At 43.9% G+C, this 15,796-nt stretch carries 14 protein-coding genes and 1 tRNA gene; 8 read left to right on the forward strand and 7 right to left on the reverse strand.

From position 1 onward, the window contains the following. The first annotated feature begins 64 nt into the window (after positions 1-64). From LRM49_RS02210 to LRM49_RS02220, 3 genes are all read left to right on the forward strand, one after another. A complete protein-coding gene (locus LRM49_RS02210) occupies positions 65-523 on the forward strand; it encodes a GreA/GreB family elongation factor (RefSeq protein ID WP_243777608.1) in 459 nt (152 codons plus the stop codon). 143 nt (positions 524-666) lie between these two features. After that, the gene (locus LRM49_RS02215) at positions 667-2,415 is read left to right on the forward strand and encodes a DUF262 domain-containing protein (RefSeq protein WP_243777609.1); all 1,749 of its coding nucleotides are present in this window, start codon (positions 667-669) and stop codon (positions 2,413-2,415) included. A gap of 128 nt (positions 2,416-2,543) precedes the next feature. Further along, positions 2,544-3,209 carry a DUF2268 domain-containing putative Zn-dependent protease gene (locus LRM49_RS02220; protein ID WP_243777610.1) on the forward strand — a complete coding sequence of 222 codons (666 nt, stop codon included), beginning with the start codon at positions 2,544-2,546 and terminating at the stop codon, positions 3,207-3,209. Between the two features lie 216 nt (positions 3,210-3,425). Here LRM49_RS02220 and LRM49_RS02225 read toward each other — a convergent pair whose 3' ends face one another. After that, a complete protein-coding gene (locus LRM49_RS02225) occupies positions 3,426-4,073 on the reverse strand; it encodes a hypothetical protein (RefSeq protein ID WP_243777611.1) in 648 nt (215 codons plus the stop codon). Positions 4,074-4,241: 168 nt separating this feature from the next. Further along, positions 4,242-4,316, reverse strand: a tRNA-Gln gene (locus LRM49_RS02230). Positions 4,317-4,389: 73 nt separating this feature from the next. Here LRM49_RS02230 and LRM49_RS02235 point away from each other — a divergent pair. Both LRM49_RS02235 and LRM49_RS02240 read left to right on the forward strand, forming a co-directional pair. Continuing rightward, a complete protein-coding gene (locus LRM49_RS02235; RefSeq protein WP_243777612.1) occupies positions 4,390-5,703 on the forward strand; it encodes a class I SAM-dependent RNA methyltransferase in 1,314 nt (437 codons plus the stop codon). A gap of 21 nt (positions 5,704-5,724) precedes the next feature. Then, positions 5,725-6,072 carry an immunity protein Imm33 domain-containing protein gene (locus tag LRM49_RS02240; protein ID WP_243777613.1) on the forward strand — a complete coding sequence of 116 codons (348 nt, stop codon included), beginning with the start codon at positions 5,725-5,727 and terminating at the stop codon, positions 6,070-6,072. Between the two features lie 89 nt (positions 6,073-6,161). On the opposite strand, the gene LRM49_RS02245 is transcribed toward LRM49_RS02240, so the two are convergent. Genes LRM49_RS02245 through LRM49_RS02255 form a run of 3 tightly spaced genes read right to left on the reverse strand, consistent with a single transcriptional unit; the run spans position 6,162 to position 9,335 of the window. Further along, positions 6,162-8,474 (reverse strand): HAD-IC family P-type ATPase, encoded by a 2,313-nt coding sequence (locus tag LRM49_RS02245; protein ID WP_243777614.1) that lies wholly within the window; start codon positions 8,472-8,474, stop codon positions 6,162-6,164. Further along, the gene (locus LRM49_RS02250; protein ID WP_129635180.1) at positions 8,474-8,962 is read right to left on the reverse strand and encodes a hypothetical protein; all 489 of its coding nucleotides are present in this window, start codon (positions 8,960-8,962) and stop codon (positions 8,474-8,476) included. The genes LRM49_RS02245 and LRM49_RS02250 overlap by 1 nt, the downstream gene beginning before the upstream one ends. Positions 8,963-9,017: 55 nt before the next feature. Beyond that, entirely contained in the window at positions 9,018-9,335 is a 318-nt protein-coding gene (locus LRM49_RS02255; protein WP_243777615.1) for a hypothetical protein, read from the reverse strand. A 99-nt stretch (positions 9,336-9,434) separates the two neighbouring features. On the opposite strand from LRM49_RS02255, the gene LRM49_RS02260 reads away from it, so the two are divergent. Continuing rightward, on the forward strand, positions 9,435-12,731 hold the full coding sequence (locus tag LRM49_RS02260; protein WP_243777616.1) for an ATP-dependent helicase: 3,297 nt from the start codon (positions 9,435-9,437) through the stop codon (positions 12,729-12,731). Between the two features lie 253 nt (positions 12,732-12,984). Here the strand turns inward: LRM49_RS02260 and LRM49_RS02265 are convergent, their stop codons facing one another. After that, entirely contained in the window at positions 12,985-13,227 is a 243-nt protein-coding gene (locus tag LRM49_RS02265) for a hypothetical protein (RefSeq protein WP_243777617.1), read from the reverse strand. Between the two features lie 259 nt (positions 13,228-13,486). On the opposite strand from LRM49_RS02265, the gene LRM49_RS02270 reads away from it, so the two are divergent. After that, positions 13,487-14,446, forward strand: coding sequence for a tRNA dihydrouridine synthase (locus tag LRM49_RS02270; RefSeq protein WP_243777618.1), 960 nt, complete (start codon positions 13,487-13,489; stop codon positions 14,444-14,446). A 13-nt stretch (positions 14,447-14,459) separates the two neighbouring features. Then, positions 14,460-15,335 carry a protein kinase family protein gene (locus LRM49_RS02275; RefSeq protein WP_243777619.1) on the forward strand — a complete coding sequence of 292 codons (876 nt, stop codon included), beginning with the start codon at positions 14,460-14,462 and terminating at the stop codon, positions 15,333-15,335. A gap of 35 nt (positions 15,336-15,370) precedes the next feature. Here LRM49_RS02275 and atpC read toward each other — a convergent pair whose 3' ends face one another. Next, a complete protein-coding gene (gene atpC / locus LRM49_RS02280) occupies positions 15,371-15,796 on the reverse strand; it encodes an ATP synthase F1 subunit epsilon (RefSeq protein ID WP_129632721.1) in 426 nt (141 codons plus the stop codon).

Below are 15,796 nucleotides of genomic sequence, written 5' to 3' on the forward strand. Positions count from 1 at the left end.
TTTCAGAATTAGATGTTGTAATAGGATTGTTGATTGGCAGAGTTGCCGATCCGAAAGGGGAAGTATGAGTACAACATTTTTAAGTAAAAAAGGATTTAAGGAACTGCAAAAGGAAATTTCCGGACTAGAGATTTCAGAGAAAGCGCTCACGTTGGAATTGAAGGAAATTGGGCGCGCCAAATCGCGTGATGACAAATTGCGCCGAAGCGACGTAATTACGCAATTGGAAAATATTCAATCAAAAATCTTTATGAAGAAGGACATTTTGCGTCACGCTAAGCCACTACCAAGGAAGCGCGATCGATTGAAAATTGCTATTGGCTCAGTCGTGGATTTGGTGGATCAGCAAGGAAAAATTTTCCGCTATACGCTGGTTCATAGCCTGGAAGCAAACCCTCTGGACGGGCGAATTTCCGTGGATAGTCCGCTGGGAAAAAGTCTGCTAAATCACAAAAAATCCGAAACTGTCTCTTGGAAAAATGGCGTGATGACCAGACAACTACAAGTCGTCAAAATTAGCTAATCTCAATTGTCCACCACGACAGTTTAGCTCTCACTGGCAAGTGGGAGCTTTTTTATATAAAGCAATAAGCCGATGCTGCGACATGCTATAATTACACTAAGAATATTCACAAATTTAGCGACAAAAAATAAACGGAGGATATTATGTCAAAGCTAAACGTAGACCAGAAAAGTATCTATGAGCTTTTATCGGATAGAAAAGCGGACTACATCATACCAGATTACCAGCGTCCATATGCATGGGATGAGGATAGCTGCCAAACTCTCTGGGATGATATATTTTCTTTCGCGATACCAGATAATGATGCTACAAAATTCGACACAAGCGATGAATATTTTCTTGGCTCAATTGTGACTTTTGAAAACGACAAGAAACAGCAAGAAGTAATTGATGGTCAACAACGTCTGACAACATTCATGCTTCTTCTCCGAGCTTTCTATGACCGCTTCACGAAAATGCAAGATCAAGATTCAAAAGACTTTTCCGAACGCATTGCCAGCTGTATATGGAAAACAAACGAAATGGGCAAGCCAGATAAGGAGCACCTAAAAATAGACTCTGTTGTCGCCACAGACAAAGATAAAGACGAATTCTTATCAATTCTAAAAACTGGCAATGTAAACAGCAGCCAGACTAGTCGTTACGCGAACAACTTCCGGTTCTTCCTTAAAAAAGTTGACGATTTCATCAATGATTTTCCGAAATTTGCCGAAAAACTTCCTGCTCGCATCTTAAACAACTGCATTCTTATGCCAATCGAAGCCGAGTCCCAAGATACCGCTCTTCGCATATTCTCAACATTAAACGATAGGGGTCTTCCGCTTTCGGACTCCGATATTTTTAAGGCTCAATTCTATCAATATTACAAACAGAAAAGTGAAGACGACAGGGATGAGTTTATTAAAGATTGGAAAAAACTCGAGGAGACATGTGAAAAAATCTTTCACCCAATCACCGGCACACCAATGGACGATTTGTTTACGAGATACATGTATTTCATTCGCGCCAAGCGAGACAATAACAAGTCTTCCACGACCGAGTCACTTAGAAGATTCTATGAGCGTGATAAATATTCCGTACTTAAACAAGATGACACTTTTGAAAATCTTAAAGATCTTGCTCAATTCTGGGAAGACATTACCGATCAAAATCGTGAACGTTTCAGTGAAGAGGTTTTAAAGAAATTATTCATATTAAACTATGCGCCAAATAGCATGTGGAATTATTTCATATCTGTTTACTATTTAGCAAATCGCACCGAAGACGGAAAATTGGATGATGAAGATTTTAAGATGTTTCTCGATCGTACAATTGCATTCATATGGGGATACGCAATAATGCATCCAGGCGTGAACGCATTAAGAACGCCTATTTTTGCCGAGATGCTAAATATAGTTAATCTAAATGAAGTTACATTCTCAGACTTCAAATTTGATAAGGAGCAAACACGCAGTGCAATCCTTATTTATGATTTCAAAAACGGCAGACCAATCACTAAATCCATGCTGGCGCTTCGTATGATGCTCAATAAAGAGCAATCATATCCAAAACTCTCTCAGCAGTTTGATATTGAACATATTTATCCCAGAAAGCGACAGGAAAATGAGAAAGGGTTATCTAACAATCGACAAATCGACCTTCTTGGCAATAAATCTCTTTTAGAAAAACGGATCAATATTCGCGCATCCGACTATAGATTTGAAGATAAAATTAAATATTACCAGGGTTTTGACAACAGTAGAGGACAGCGCATAGGCGGAACAGAAAATCTTGAGCTCAAGAATATAAGCAATGTTTATAAAAAATTCGGAGAAAAAGAAATTGTCGAGAGGACTGATTTGTTTATTGACGATTTTATGAATTTACTAGATAAAAATGGCTTGATTGCTTAAAAACAAAAAATCACCCAAAAGAGCGGAAGGTCGCTACTAAGATTTTAGTGATTTCCATTTAAATATTACACTTAATAAATAGCGTTGCCCTTATAGTAATACTTATATTATTGCAGTATAGTAAAACCATGAGCAAACTTCACCTACACATCGCTAACGCCAACCAAATTTTCACCGATGCCGAAATTGCCATATTCAAAAATACAGCGCAACAAGCCGAGACTTTTATTTCGAGCGAGTTCGCACAGTTTGATTACGAAGTTGATGTAATTATCACTACGCCTTCGTTTATGCTACCAACTATCGCCGAGGACGGAATCGCTGGCAAAACGCTTCATTCGCACTTGATTATGATTTCTGTTGATAAAAGCCAGCACGGGGTTAGCGAGGATTTTATTTTCGAAACGATTTGCCACGAAATGTCACATTCGCTGCGTTGGGAAAAACTGCCTGAATATGCCGAAACTATGTTTGATGGGATGATTTTGGAGGGCTTGGCGGTCGCGCTAGAAGAGGAAGCGATGATTAAACTCGGACGGCGAAATCAACAATTTTTCTTGAGAGAAATGCAGAAAACTTCTCAAGCTGAAATTGACAAGATAATTGCCGCATTACAAGGCAATTTTGAAGACAAGGTTTACGATTATACCAAAATATTTTTCACCGGCGATGATGTTTTACCGCGCTGGGCGGGGTATAAACTTGGGTATTACTTTGTGAAGCAACACCTACATCAAACTAGTCAGACTATTGCACAGGCGACTTTGGCAAGTTACAAGGATTTTATCCTATAAATTGAAGAGTCCCCGTCGCGATATGTGTAACAACGGGGAGGAGACGTAGTTTTAAACTACGATTTTTGTGATCGCTCATTAAATACGTCGAATATGACGATTCGGGCTCAGTCATTAAGAGAGGTATTCTTTTGAGGAGTATAAGGAGAAGCGCCGCCAAGAAATTAGAGAGTACAACATTGCGCGCGGCATTCCAGAAAATGAAGGAACAGCCTTTTAAGAATCAGAATATTCTAGCGTAACCCACAAAAAATCCTGCCCATTCAGCGCCTGCATATACGGCACGTCGTTGATATCATCCCGCATTAGCTCACCCAGATACAATGCGGCATCGTTGAGTAATGTATATTTTTCTCCCTGAGATGCAGCAGTAGGGCTATCAACACCACATATCTCAGCAACTTGTTTCATAATCGCTTCACGATACAGTGCAAACGAATTACAATCGAGTGCTGCCAGCATGTATGCCCAGGTAGACGGAGCAAAGCTTTTGTCTGACATAAACAATTGTGCAAGTCGACTAGCCGTCTGAATGCATTCCGCAGCCGTTTCAGGTTTTGCAATCCATAATTCACTCAGAACCGAATGCGCATTTCTTCGCGATAAGAGGTCCTTTAGGTCATCAATATCACGCCAGTTAGGAAAATTGCTAGTATTTGTATGGTGCGTTACAATATGCGCGATATCTGCAATCGAGTCGCCATTAACCGAGTCGTACGCCGCCAGTTCTTTATTAAGGCGCGGCAATATATCCCATTTGTATGATTCATCCCATAAGGCTTTGTCACCAGAAAATCGTCGCCGCAAGTACTCGTCTCTGTGTGATTCATAAAATGCCTGTAAAGCAAGTTTATTGATTCTCATCTTTTTCCTTTCTTTCGATAAATTCATCAAGCGCAGCAATTACCTTACAAGCCGTCCAACCATTCCGGACTGGACAATAATTCCTATTTAACCAAGCTTTACAACAGAGGTAGTTATTCATGGTAGCTAAAGGTCACGGAACCTTGTCACTCACTCTGTTATACAGCTTGGCTGGGACGGCAGGATTCGAACCTGCGAATGCTGGGACCAAAACCCAGTGCCTTACCACTTGGCGACGTCCCACTATTGCCAGGACAATGACGATTATAGCACGCCAGACAGAAAAAATCCACACATCCTGATATAATATAACCTAATGAGAAAACAAATTTTTGAGACTTTAAGATTGGAAAAAATCGTTGGCGGCGGACAAGCCATCGGGACGCTTGACGACGGCCGCAAAGCGTTCGTCTGGGGAGGACTGCCGAAAGAACTTGTAACGATTCGCGTGACAAAGAAAAAATCGCACTTCATCGAGGGAATAGTGACGGAAATTATCGAGAAAAGTCCAGAGCGAATTACGCCGAAGGATGAAAATATCTATTTAAGCACCAGCCCTTGGCAAATAATGCCGATGTCCAGCGAGCAATCGTACAAAGCGTCGCTAATCGAAGAAGCTTTTTTACTTCACAACATCACATTGCCTGAAAAAATCGAGGTATTTTCTGACGGCGTAGAATTTAATTATCGCAATAAAGTCGAGTTCAGTTGGTTCGGCGACAAAACGGACGACGACGAAAAAGAAACTTTAGACTTGGCATTCTTCAAACGCGGCGGCAAGGGGAAAGTCATCGTCAACGGAACCAGCTTGGCACACCCGAGCATAAATAAATTGGCAATTGAAATCCGCGACCTTTTACGAGAAAAGCCAATCGTCGCACGCCAATTAAAAACGCTCCTGATTCGCTCAGATCAACAAGGAAACGCCGTCTGGCAATTATACGTAAAAGATAAGATAGAAAACCTAATTTCCGACGATGAAGCCAAATTGCTATCAGCCAAAGGTGGCGAAATAATTTATTCCGACCCCAAAAGCCCAGCCAGCCGAATCACCGAACGCTTGAACAAATTCGGCGACACGACACTGAGCGACACGATTTTAGGCGTTGTCTTCAACTACGCCTGCGAAGGATTTTTCCAAGTCAACATTCCCGTTTACGAAAAAGCCTTAAGCGACATGAAAGCGTGGATTAATTGCAATGAAAAATTGCCAACGCTCGACCTTTATTCTGGCGTTGGGACAATCGGTTTGACAATTGGAGGTGATGACGTGACGCTCGTGGAAATTAACGAACATGCCGTCGCGGAAATGCAGAGGAATATTGCCAAGTTGAATCGACCGAATGCCAAGGCGATTTTGGCACCGAGCGAAAAATCCCTGGAATATATAACGGGCGAGCAAATTGTCATCGTTGATCCGCCGCGCGCTGGGCTTCACGCGGATGTTACTAATAGACTACTGGAAACAGCGCCACCTCGGATTATCTATCTGAGCTGCAATCCTGTCACGCAAGCGCGAGACGTCAGCCTGCTTCAGGAAAAATACAAAATCGTGCATCATCAAGGCTACAATTTCTTCCCGAGGACGCCGCATATTGAGCACCTTGTAGTTTTGGATAGAAATATATAAACATAGAGTCACGGAGGTTTTATGAAATTATTTAATAAAAAAGAAGCTCCTCTTATACAAAACGCTGGAGGTGCTATTATAACTAAGTCGATTTATGAAGGAAAATCTAAGCTGAAATGGCTTTTTAGAGAGGAAGGAGCCAATCCAGCCGATTGTGGATGGCGAGCAATAGGAGACACTGATACTCAAGAATATATAGATAACCCAAAGAATCTCGTCATTGTAGATTTCAATACCCTTGCAAATATTGAACCTGCGGTTTTAGCAGTATACGACATGCCCATAGGTACAGACCTAACGTTCCATTTTGATGAAAGCGGAAGGTATTTTACCGATTCAAATACTGGTAATCGAATAAAAATGTATTAGTAGAATCAATAGCATCTAGAAAATACCCAAATTAAAATATTCGCTATCTCCTCTACGGTACAGATAGGTGCACCCTCTAGTATTTACATTTATCGAACAATTCGCCGACCAGCCCAGCGAGCAATGAATAGTTGGACTAACATCGCTACGACAATTGCGCCAGTTGCTGGCCACATTATGAACAAGTTTGGCACGGTAAAGTCGAAGAAGTCGCGCAGGAACCCAAAGCTAAAGCTTCCGGCCGCCACAATAATCACCGACAGAAGATAAAGCAGACGAGCGCGCTTGGCAGATTTATCGATGGTTACGTCCAGCATAATTCCCACCAAGAACACCAAATATACGCCAAACAAAGTCGCGGTAAGTACGGTCATCGTTGCGACTTCTGCAGCATGACCAGGGAACATAACAGAGGTAATCCAATAGGTGAACGCGACAGCCACGCCAGTAATCAAGGCAATCGGCGTAACAGCCAGCAAAGTATCGTGCCAGAATCTCTTCGGATTTATTCGATGCTTCGGAACGGGCGGAAACAGCGTCCACATAAGAGTTGGCATCGTCACCAGAAAAATATTCATAAACGTAATGTGGCGCGGCGAATACGGATAATTCATATCGATAAGAATCGTCGCAAGAAGAAGTGTCACGCCGTAAATAATTTTATGAAAAAACAGGACAGCGATGACTTCGATTGCTTGCATTATTTGATTGCCCAATTTCATTCCCATCGGAAGGGAAGTGAACGAATTGTTGAGCAATATAATGTCAGAAACTCGACGAGAAGCCGGCGCACCAGCGTACATCGCCACACCGAGGTCTGCCTTTTTCAGAGCCAGAGCGTCATTCACACCATCACCAACCATGCCGGTGAACTTGCCCGATTGCTGGAATCTGTTTATTAAACGCTCTTTTTGGTCTGGCAAAACTCTGGCAAAAATTGTGTAAGTATCGGCAGCCTTATTAAATTCATCTTCGCTAAGCGCCGCCAAATCTTCGCCTAAAATCGCCTTTTCTGGATGTTTAATTCCAGCTTCTTTGGCGATATATTGAACTGTGCGCGGATTATCACCAGAGATTACGCGAATAGTTACGCCTTGGCTCTGCAAAAAATCCACCGTTTCAACAACGCCATGACGCAGGGAATTGCGCAGAACAACCGCGCCAATTGCCGTTCCAGAGCCGTTTTTCAAGTCTTTCAATTTGGTTTTATCGTCTGAAAATTCAGCCAACATCAGAACGCGCAAGCCATTGTCAGCCCAATCATTCAGCTTCTTCTGAGTCTCCTTATCTACTGGCGCCAACTTCGACACAAACTCTGGCGCGCCCATCATCAAAGTCCGAATTTCGCCGTCAATATTCGCCCTCACGCCAGCCATTTTACGCGCCGACGAAAACGCCATCACTTCCAAAACTTTCGTATTTTTTGGCGACGTAGCTTCCGCCAAAATTGCACGACCAGTGATATTTCCGCCGCTGGTTTCATGAGCAATTAACGCCGCAAAACTGGCAACGTCAGAGTCTGAATAGTCATTTTCATCACCGAAAGCCGCGACTTTTTCAAGCGTAACTTCATCGCTGGTCAAAGTGCCTGTTTTATCTACAGCCAGCAGATTCAAAAGCGCCATCGCTTCAATCGCTGACAATTTTTGCGGCAAGACTTTCGCCTGAGCTAATCGCAGTGAGCCGAACGCCAAAAGCAGCGAACTCGCCAACAATAAACCTTCCGGCACAACTGTAACCGCTGCCGAAGTGATGGTTTTTAAGATGACGACGACATTATCGCCAGAGAAATAATAGACAATAGCGATAAGTAGCGACAGGACAATTGCGCCATAAGTCAAGAAGTAAATTGCGCGCCAAATCGCCAATTGCAAAGGCGTGAGCTCTGGTTTGTAACGCTTCAGAACTTGGCTAATCGCGCCAGCTTTCGTGTCGTCGCCAATCGCAATTACTCGCGCCGCACCTTCACCAGCCAAAACCGTCGTCGCCGCCAACACGACATCGCCGTCCTTTTTCTCAATCGACGCAGACTCGCCGGTCAACATACTTTCGTTCAGCTCCAAGCCTTTTGACTCAATAACTTTCGCGTCCGCCGGTAGTTCATCGCCAGCCTGAATAATAATTTCATCGCCAATTTTAAGCTCATCATAACCGACCTCGACAACATTTCCATCTTTTAACAATCGAGCTTTCGGCGCGCTCATCAGCTCCAATTGCCGCAAAACTCGCTTAGCCCTTAGCTCCTGAATAATGCCAATCGTCGAGTTCACGACAATCACCACTGAGATGAACCACGCATCACGATATTCGCGAACATAAACCAGCGCGCCAGCCAGCAGAAAAATCACCACGACAATAGGTGAGAGCAGATTCCGCTTAATAATATCCAGGTAGTCGCGCATTAAATTGCCCGAATCCTTCTGTAACTGAACCTTGCGCCGACTCGCCAATTTCCGTACGCATCAGAATCGAATTGATATATCTCGCCATTTTTCACTTCAGAAATCAAAACCAAGGCAGGATTATACGGTGCCAAAGTTTTATAAAAATGCAAATCTTCATCCGTAACGTGCTTTCTTCCAGGAAAAACTTCGCGGAATTTGCGCTTGCCAATGTCTTCAAAATATCGCGGCTGACCTTTTGGCGGAAGAAATAATTCCGCACGCATACCCATTCGCGAAATTATCTTTTTAACGTCAGATAAAATCAACGGCGAAGTCGCCTCCAAATACATCATCAACTGCTTTTTATTCGTCAAAAACACCGACGCCTTAGCAGTGCGACTAACATCGGCGTGCCACAAAATTATCGATTGAACATCAATTGGAAAACCAAATTTTTCCTTAGCAATTCGCTCCAGCGCCAGCTCGTCGTACGTCGCCTTATTCATAGATAATATTTTACCATTTTTTTATGAGGTGCGCGAGATGGCAAAGATGTGAAATCTAATAGCCAGCCTGTATGGTCGATTTGACTGCTTGACGGGAAATATCCAAGTGGCTTTTACCCTTAAACGCGTCTTCTGGATGTTTTTCATTCCAAGCGTCGACATTTTCTTCAGTACAATCTTTAATGGCGTGATTAACACAAAACTCAAGTCGCTTAATACTTTGGGCGTTTTCAAGATAATCAATAGAGGACTGGACTGATATTCGATATTCTTTTTCATTCAGCCAGTAGACTTGATAACTCAGAAAGATCAACGCAATCGTCAGTACAAACATATATATATGACTAGATTTTATCTTCTTTAAGTTCTTCATTTAATCCTCCTTATGCTAAATTTACAGCCTTGGACGAATTTTGTAAATAGCAATTTTGATATTGCGTTCTGAAGACTGCCAACATGGTAAAATAAAACTATGGATTTCAATGCTCGTTACGCTAAATTAAACGATAATCAACGACAAGCAGTCGACTACATTCACGGATCACTTTTGGTAATTGCTGGGCCAGGAACGGGGAAAACCGAGCTTCTAAGTATGCGCACCGCCCAAATCCTGAAACAGACCGACACTTTACCGAACAGTATTTTGTGTCTAACGTTTACTGAAAGCGGCGCCACAAATATGCGCCAACGACTCCGCCAGATTATTGGTGAAGATGCGTATAAAATTGCGATTCATACATTCCACAGCTTCGGCACAGAAATCATCAATCAGCACCGCGAGTATTTTTTCCGTGGCGCCGACGCTCAGCCAGTTGACGAATTGACGCAATATCAAATTATCTCTGGAATACTTGAAGGACTTGATTGGCGAAATCCGTTAAGCGCGAAAAACAACGGGGAATTTGTTTATATTAAAGACCTCATCCGCATTATTTCCGAGTTCAAGCAAAGCGGCTTAACGCCGTCAGAATTACGGGCAATTATTGAGGACAATCAAAGCACAATCGCCGAAATCGCGCCAGATATTCAGCAAGTATTTTCCGCCAAAATATCGAAAAAGACAATCGAGTTGTTCGCGCCGATAGCTGAGAAAATTGCCAATTTAGCCGCCAAAAATCCTGACGAGAAAAACTCAAAATTGCCAGCCTCAATCACGCCATACGCCAACGTTTTAGCGCTGAGCATCGTGCACGCCACCCAGGAAGCAATTGACGAAAACTCAACCAAGCCACTGACTGCTTGGAAAAATAAATGGTGCGAAAAAAATGCCAATGGCGAATTTGTCCTGAAAGATTTTACCGCCGCAGAAAAATTATTCGCCGCAATTGACGTTTACGAAAAATACGTAAATATTTTATCCGAGCGCTCGTTATTTGATTATGACGATATGATTTTATCCGTTATTCAAGCCTGCGAATCCCATCCAGAACTGCGCGCAAATCTCCAAGAGCAATTCCAATTCATCATGGTCGACGAGTTCCAGGACACGAACTTGGCGCAATTACGATTATTGTTCAATTTGACCAGCGAGAACGACGACAATCCAAACATCATGGCGGTCGGCGATGACGACCAAGCAATCTTCAGCTTCCAGGGCGCAGACGTGGGCAACATCCAGCGTTTCCGCCAACATTATAACGATCCAAAAATCATCGTTTTGACCGACAATTATCGTTCCGCCGAAAACATTTTATCGTCAGCACGGAACGTCATCACTCAAGGCGCGGATCGATTGGAAAACACAATTGATGGGCTATCAAAACAATTGACCGCACATGCAAATAGCGAAGGCTCAAAAGTCGAAATCCAAGAATTCTCATCTGTTAGCGAAGAGCGAGCGGGAATTGCCAAACAAATTGCCGAGCTGATAAAAAACGGCGAGAAACCAGAAAACATCACGATTATTGCGCGCCACCATAAAGAACTCATTGAAATTCTTCCGCATCTTTATAAAGAAAATCTTTTTGTCAATTACGAGCGTCACGACGATATTTTGGAGCAAGATATAATTCAGATTCTGGACAAATTAGCGCGAACTGTCGTGGCGATTAGCCAGAATAATTTGGACGTCGCTAATAGTTTATTGCCGGAAATTACGGCTCATCCAGCATTTGGATTTTCTGCACTGGACATCTGGAAATTGAGCCTTCAAGCTTACAAAAATCGGCAATTGCGGCTGGAAAGTATGTTGGCGAATAGCGTATTTAAGGAATTTGCGGAGTGGCTTTTGGAACGCGCTAAAGACGTACCGAATCTGCCATTGGAAGAGCAATTGGACAATTTATTAGGCTTAACTAACGATGAAAGCGGCGATCTTCCGGTCAATTCTCTCGCCAATTTCTATTTCTCGCCAGAAAAGCTAGATAAAAACCCAGAAGCATATCTGACAATTCTGGAAAGTTTGCGCACTTTGCGCCAAAAACTTCGCGATCGAATCACCGATAAAAACCCAACTCTGGAAGATTTTTTGGAATTTATTGACCTACATATTTCAACAAAAACTCGCTTGACACAAATCCGTACACAAGCAAGCTCACTCAGCGGCGCCATAAATTTGATGACCGCTCATAAATCCAAAGGTTTGGAATTCCCGCACGTTTTCGTGATTGGGGCAATTGACAGCGCTTGGGGCGAAAAAGTTCGTTCACGTAGCCGAGCTATCCGATATCCCGCAAACCTCCAACTTCAGCCAGCGGGCGCCACTTACGACGAACGACTTCGGCTGTTTTTCGTAGCGATGACTCGCGCCAAAACCACATTGACCATGACTTATTCTCAAACCAACGATTCTGGCAGCGACACGATAATCGCCAGTTTCTTGACGAATTGCACGCCAACCACCATTCCGACCAGCGATAATCCAGCTGAACAAATTGAACTCGCTGAAACCGACTGGACGACGCGGCTAACTTCGCCGATTATTCCAGAATTAAAGGATTTATTGGCGCCAGCGCTCGAAACATACAAGCTTTCCGCAACGCATTTGAACAACTTCCTCGACGTTTCACGTGGCGGGCCGCAGAATTTCTTATTGAACAATTTGCTGCATTTTCCATCCGCCAAAAATTCCGCCGCAGCTTACGGAACCGCGATTCACAGCAGCCTTCAGCAAGCACATTGCTCATTCAGCGCCGATCATCAATTGCCAAGCACCGAACAAATCCTCCAATTCTTCCAAAAATCCCTCGAGAGTCAGCATTTGCCAGCGGACGATTTTCAATTGTACTTGGATAAAGGGAAGTCGGCTTTGACTGCGTTCTTAAACGCCAAATCTTCAGATTTTCACGACACGGACTTGGCGGAATTAGACTTTTCAAATCAAGGCGTAATTATAGATAGCGCCAGATTGACTGGTAAACTTGACGTCGTTGATATTGATAAACAGAATAAAACCATCTTCGTAACAGATTATAAAACTGGCAAGCCGTCGCATTCTTGGAAAGGTTCGGCCGATTACGAGAAAATCAAACTTCATAAATATCGTCAGCAATTGATGTTCTATCAGCTGCTGGTCGAGTATTCGCGCGATTATGGCAATTTCACGTTTACTGGCGGGCGATTACAATTTGTCGAACCAGACATGAAAACCGGCGATATTCTTAGCTTGGAAGACACGTTCTCCAGAGAAGAATTGTCCGAATTCGCGAAACTCGTAAACATCATTTGGCGAAAAATAACCACATTAGACCTGCCGTATATTTCTGACTATTCGGCGGATTATAAGGGAATGTTGCAATTCGAAAAAGACCTGCTGGCGGGCGAAATATAAAAATATTCTGGTATATTGTTGCATTTTTTTATAATTAGTGTTATTATAATAAACGCTTTATTGATAAAGCAGCTCTCGACTTGACACCATAAATAGTGTCAAGTCCTGACCATGCTTCGCACAAAAGCATGGTCTGAAAGATGGTTAGAGCACTTGCCTATAGCCGATACTTCGGCGGGGAGGGGGTGAAAACCCTTGGCTGGAAACCAAACTGACGCACGCCGCCGCGCGCAGCAGGACTACGAGTCCGCTGTCAGAAACGGCGCCGAAAAGTCCACTCTGGACCGTCTGTACGCGACGGTTCTGGACAAGCAGGCCGCGGAAAACGCAGCCACCGGTCAGAGCGACCGTCCCAGGAAGCTCCACTGGTAGTCTTTTTCTTTGGCAGTCGGGGCTTGTGCGACCCCGAAACCGCTGACTCCGCGTCAGCAGAGGGCGTCTGTCCGCCCTCGGCTTGATTCGCCGACCGGTAATCCGGAAAAGAATCAAAGGACATGATTCTGGAAAAATCCCGCCGCTTTGTTGTGAAAATGGAGTAGCGGTTGATAAGTGGGTTCGACTCCCTCCATGTCCGCCGGGAAGCAAGACAACGGTGTTTTGCTTCCCTCCCATTCTTGGGCTCGCGAGATTCGTTCGTCGCAGATTCTTCTCTCAAAGATGAGATTAGAAACTCCGAACAGAACCGCTTGAGCCCGCCCACACCCTATCTCGATGATGAGATAGGGTTTTCTCCTTTTTGTGATAAAATAACAGAAATGACATCGTTTTGGAATGATTTACCACAGCCATTTTTTATATTGGCACCAATGGAAGCCGTCACCGACGTCGTGTTTCGTCATGTCGTGAAACAGGCTGGCGCGCCAGATATATTTTTCACCGAGTTCGCAAATGCCACCGGCTGGGTTCACGCTGGCGACAAAGCTATAGCTGGGCGACTAATTAAAACCGACGATGAGCAGCCGCTTATTGCGCAAATCTGGGGTGGCGAGCCAGGGGATATGGAAGCTTTCGCTAAGCACTGCGCGGAACTTGGCTTTAACGGAATTGATATCAATATGGGATGTCCCGCCAAATCTGCCATTAAAAGCGGTGGCGCAGCTCTGATTCGTCGACCTGACATAGCGATAGCTGCAATTGAAGCCGCCAAAAAATCTGGATTGCCAGTTAGTGTAAAAACTCGGCTGGGCTATACTTATGTCGATGAATGGCGAGAGTGGCTGACGACAATTCTCAAACAAGACATCGTGAATTTGACGATTCATCTGCGCACCAAAAAAGAGATGAGTAAAGTTGCGGCGCATTACGAATTGATTGACGAGATTATTAAGCTGCGCGATGAAATTGCCCCACAAACGCTCCTGACTATCAACGGCGACATTCGCGACCGAGAGCATGGGCTGGAAATTGCCAGAAAACATCCCGGCGTGAATGGAATTATGATTGGGCGAGGCGTTTTCAGTGATCCGTTTTGCTTCCGCGAGTCGAAGGTCAACATAGATAATCATAAAGAAGAACTGTTGACACTTCTTAATTATCACTTGGATTTGTTTGATTCTTATCAGCCGATTTTAGGGCGACCTTTTGAAACCCTAAAACGTTTTTTCAAGATTTATATTCGCGATTTTGACGGCGCAAAGGAGCTTCGGGAGAAATTGATGCACACCACGACGACAGACGAAGTCCGCCTAGCTATTGCAAATATACATGATTTATGATATAAAATAGTTTATGCGTCAGCTCGAAAGATATTCATCTATAACACCAATCGCTATTGATGATACGAGCGATTTACGGGAACAAGTAGATCAACTGTTTCCAGGAGATATTGCATTATTTGGCACTGACCGGTTAGGCGTGCCGTTAGATTATCTTTATATAGGATTAAATCCTCGCGACGACTACTCAGAAGGTCGCCGCAATAGCATCAATGAAGTTGGGTTTTATGATGCGACATCGTACTGCTCGGGCATACCTCTCGCAACCCAACCTTGGGCAATCAAGCCATATCTTACACCGCGCGCAGCATTGAAAGATATTGATACTATGCGACACATCAATAGTCTAGAACATCCTCAAGCAATTCGTACCTTCGAACCGAAAGGCGTTATCCGCCTCGAGAATAGAGAAGTGGCAGTGATTACCGATTTTATACAAGGCGTGCGGAGCTGCGACAGCCTAGTCGACGAATACCGCGAAACTATGCTACCTGAAGAAAAAGCACGGCTTATCGCCCGTACTGCATTCGCTACTATGCACTATTTTCACAGCCTAGAAAAACCGTATACAATGAATGACGCGCAAATAAAAAACTTTGCATTTACCATCAACACTGAACCGTGGTGCATTGATACCGAAACATTTCAGCAGACCAACAAAGACTCGGCAAAAATCTCTAGGTTCGTGCGAGACGTTGGGAGTTGCGCCTATTCAATGAGCGGTCAATACAATTACGACGGTCAGCGGATGCTAGATCCAGAACTTATTATCAAGTACTTTATTAATCCATACGAAGAGAGTATCCCTGATCTATATTCTTATGGCACTGTCGATATCGTGCAAGCGTCAATCGAAGGCCTCAAGCAAGACATAGCACGAGGAGCCTAATAATCAGGCTCCTTCGTAGTATTGCCGATATATAATTAGCGTCGTCGCTTACGCCTATGAAGATCAGCAACCTTCAATCGCACCATATGACGGTCGATAAGCTGCTTGGCTTTCTCACGCTCAACTTGATCGCCAGCTTCATCACGCGCCTTAATAGCACGTTCCAGAGCCTTCTGAGTTTCCGCCTCGATGATGTCATCGCCGTGATCAGCTTCATCAACCAGAATCTGCACCGACGAATAGTCAATTTTTACCACGCCACCAGAGATTGCAAAATATTCCAACTGGTTATCGGAATCTTCTTTATGTCGACGCACGGTAATCACGCCGTCCCGTGCAATCGTCACTAGCGGCTCGTGGCTTGGGAAAACGGAAATTTCGCCGTCAGTAGTCGGAATTGACACCGAATAAACTTCTTCGTCAACCTTCGTACCGACAAGTGTGACTAATGACAATTTCAT

This window comes from Candidatus Nanosynbacter sp. HMT-352 (genome assembly GCF_022819365.1).
GTDB lineage: Bacteria > Patescibacteriota > Saccharimonadia > Saccharimonadales > Saccharimonadaceae > Nanosynbacter.

What these genes read in the sequence shown, in the direction of transcription:
- LRM49_RS02210 (WP_243777608.1), top strand. Translation starts at nt 65, where the DNA reads ATGAGTACAACATTTTTAAGTAAAAAAGGATTTAAGGAACTGCAAAAG.
- LRM49_RS02215 (WP_243777609.1), top strand. Translation starts at nt 667, where the DNA reads ATGTCAAAGCTAAACGTAGACCAGAAAAGTATCTATGAGCTTTTATCG.
- LRM49_RS02270 (WP_243777618.1), top strand. Translation starts at nt 13,487, where the DNA reads ATGACATCGTTTTGGAATGATTTACCACAGCCATTTTTTATATTGGCA.
- LRM49_RS02245 (WP_243777614.1), bottom strand. Translation starts at nt 8,474, where the DNA reads ATGCGCGACTACCTGGATATTATTAAGCGGAATCTGCTCTCACCTATT.
- LRM49_RS02275 (WP_243777619.1), top strand. Translation starts at nt 14,460, where the DNA reads ATGCGTCAGCTCGAAAGATATTCATCTATAACACCAATCGCTATTGAT.
- LRM49_RS02240 (WP_243777613.1), top strand. Translation starts at nt 5,725, where the DNA reads ATGAAATTATTTAATAAAAAAGAAGCTCCTCTTATACAAAACGCTGGA.
- LRM49_RS02250 (WP_129635180.1), bottom strand. Translation starts at nt 8,962, where the DNA reads ATGAATAAGGCGACGTACGACGAGCTGGCGCTGGAGCGAATTGCTAAG.
- atpC (WP_129632721.1), bottom strand. Translation starts at nt 15,796, where the DNA reads ATGAAATTGTCATTAGTCACACTTGTCGGTACGAAGGTTGACGAAGAA.
- LRM49_RS02225 (WP_243777611.1), bottom strand. Translation starts at nt 4,073, where the DNA reads ATGAGAATCAATAAACTTGCTTTACAGGCATTTTATGAATCACACAGA.
- LRM49_RS02255 (WP_243777615.1), bottom strand. Translation starts at nt 9,335, where the DNA reads ATGAAGAACTTAAAGAAGATAAAATCTAGTCATATATATATGTTTGTA.
- LRM49_RS02235 (WP_243777612.1), top strand. Translation starts at nt 4,390, where the DNA reads ATGAGAAAACAAATTTTTGAGACTTTAAGATTGGAAAAAATCGTTGGC.
- LRM49_RS02220 (WP_243777610.1), top strand. Translation starts at nt 2,544, where the DNA reads ATGAGCAAACTTCACCTACACATCGCTAACGCCAACCAAATTTTCACC.
- LRM49_RS02265 (WP_243777617.1), bottom strand. Translation starts at nt 13,227, where the DNA reads ATGTCCTTTGATTCTTTTCCGGATTACCGGTCGGCGAATCAAGCCGAG.
- LRM49_RS02260 (WP_243777616.1), top strand. Translation starts at nt 9,435, where the DNA reads ATGGATTTCAATGCTCGTTACGCTAAATTAAACGATAATCAACGACAA.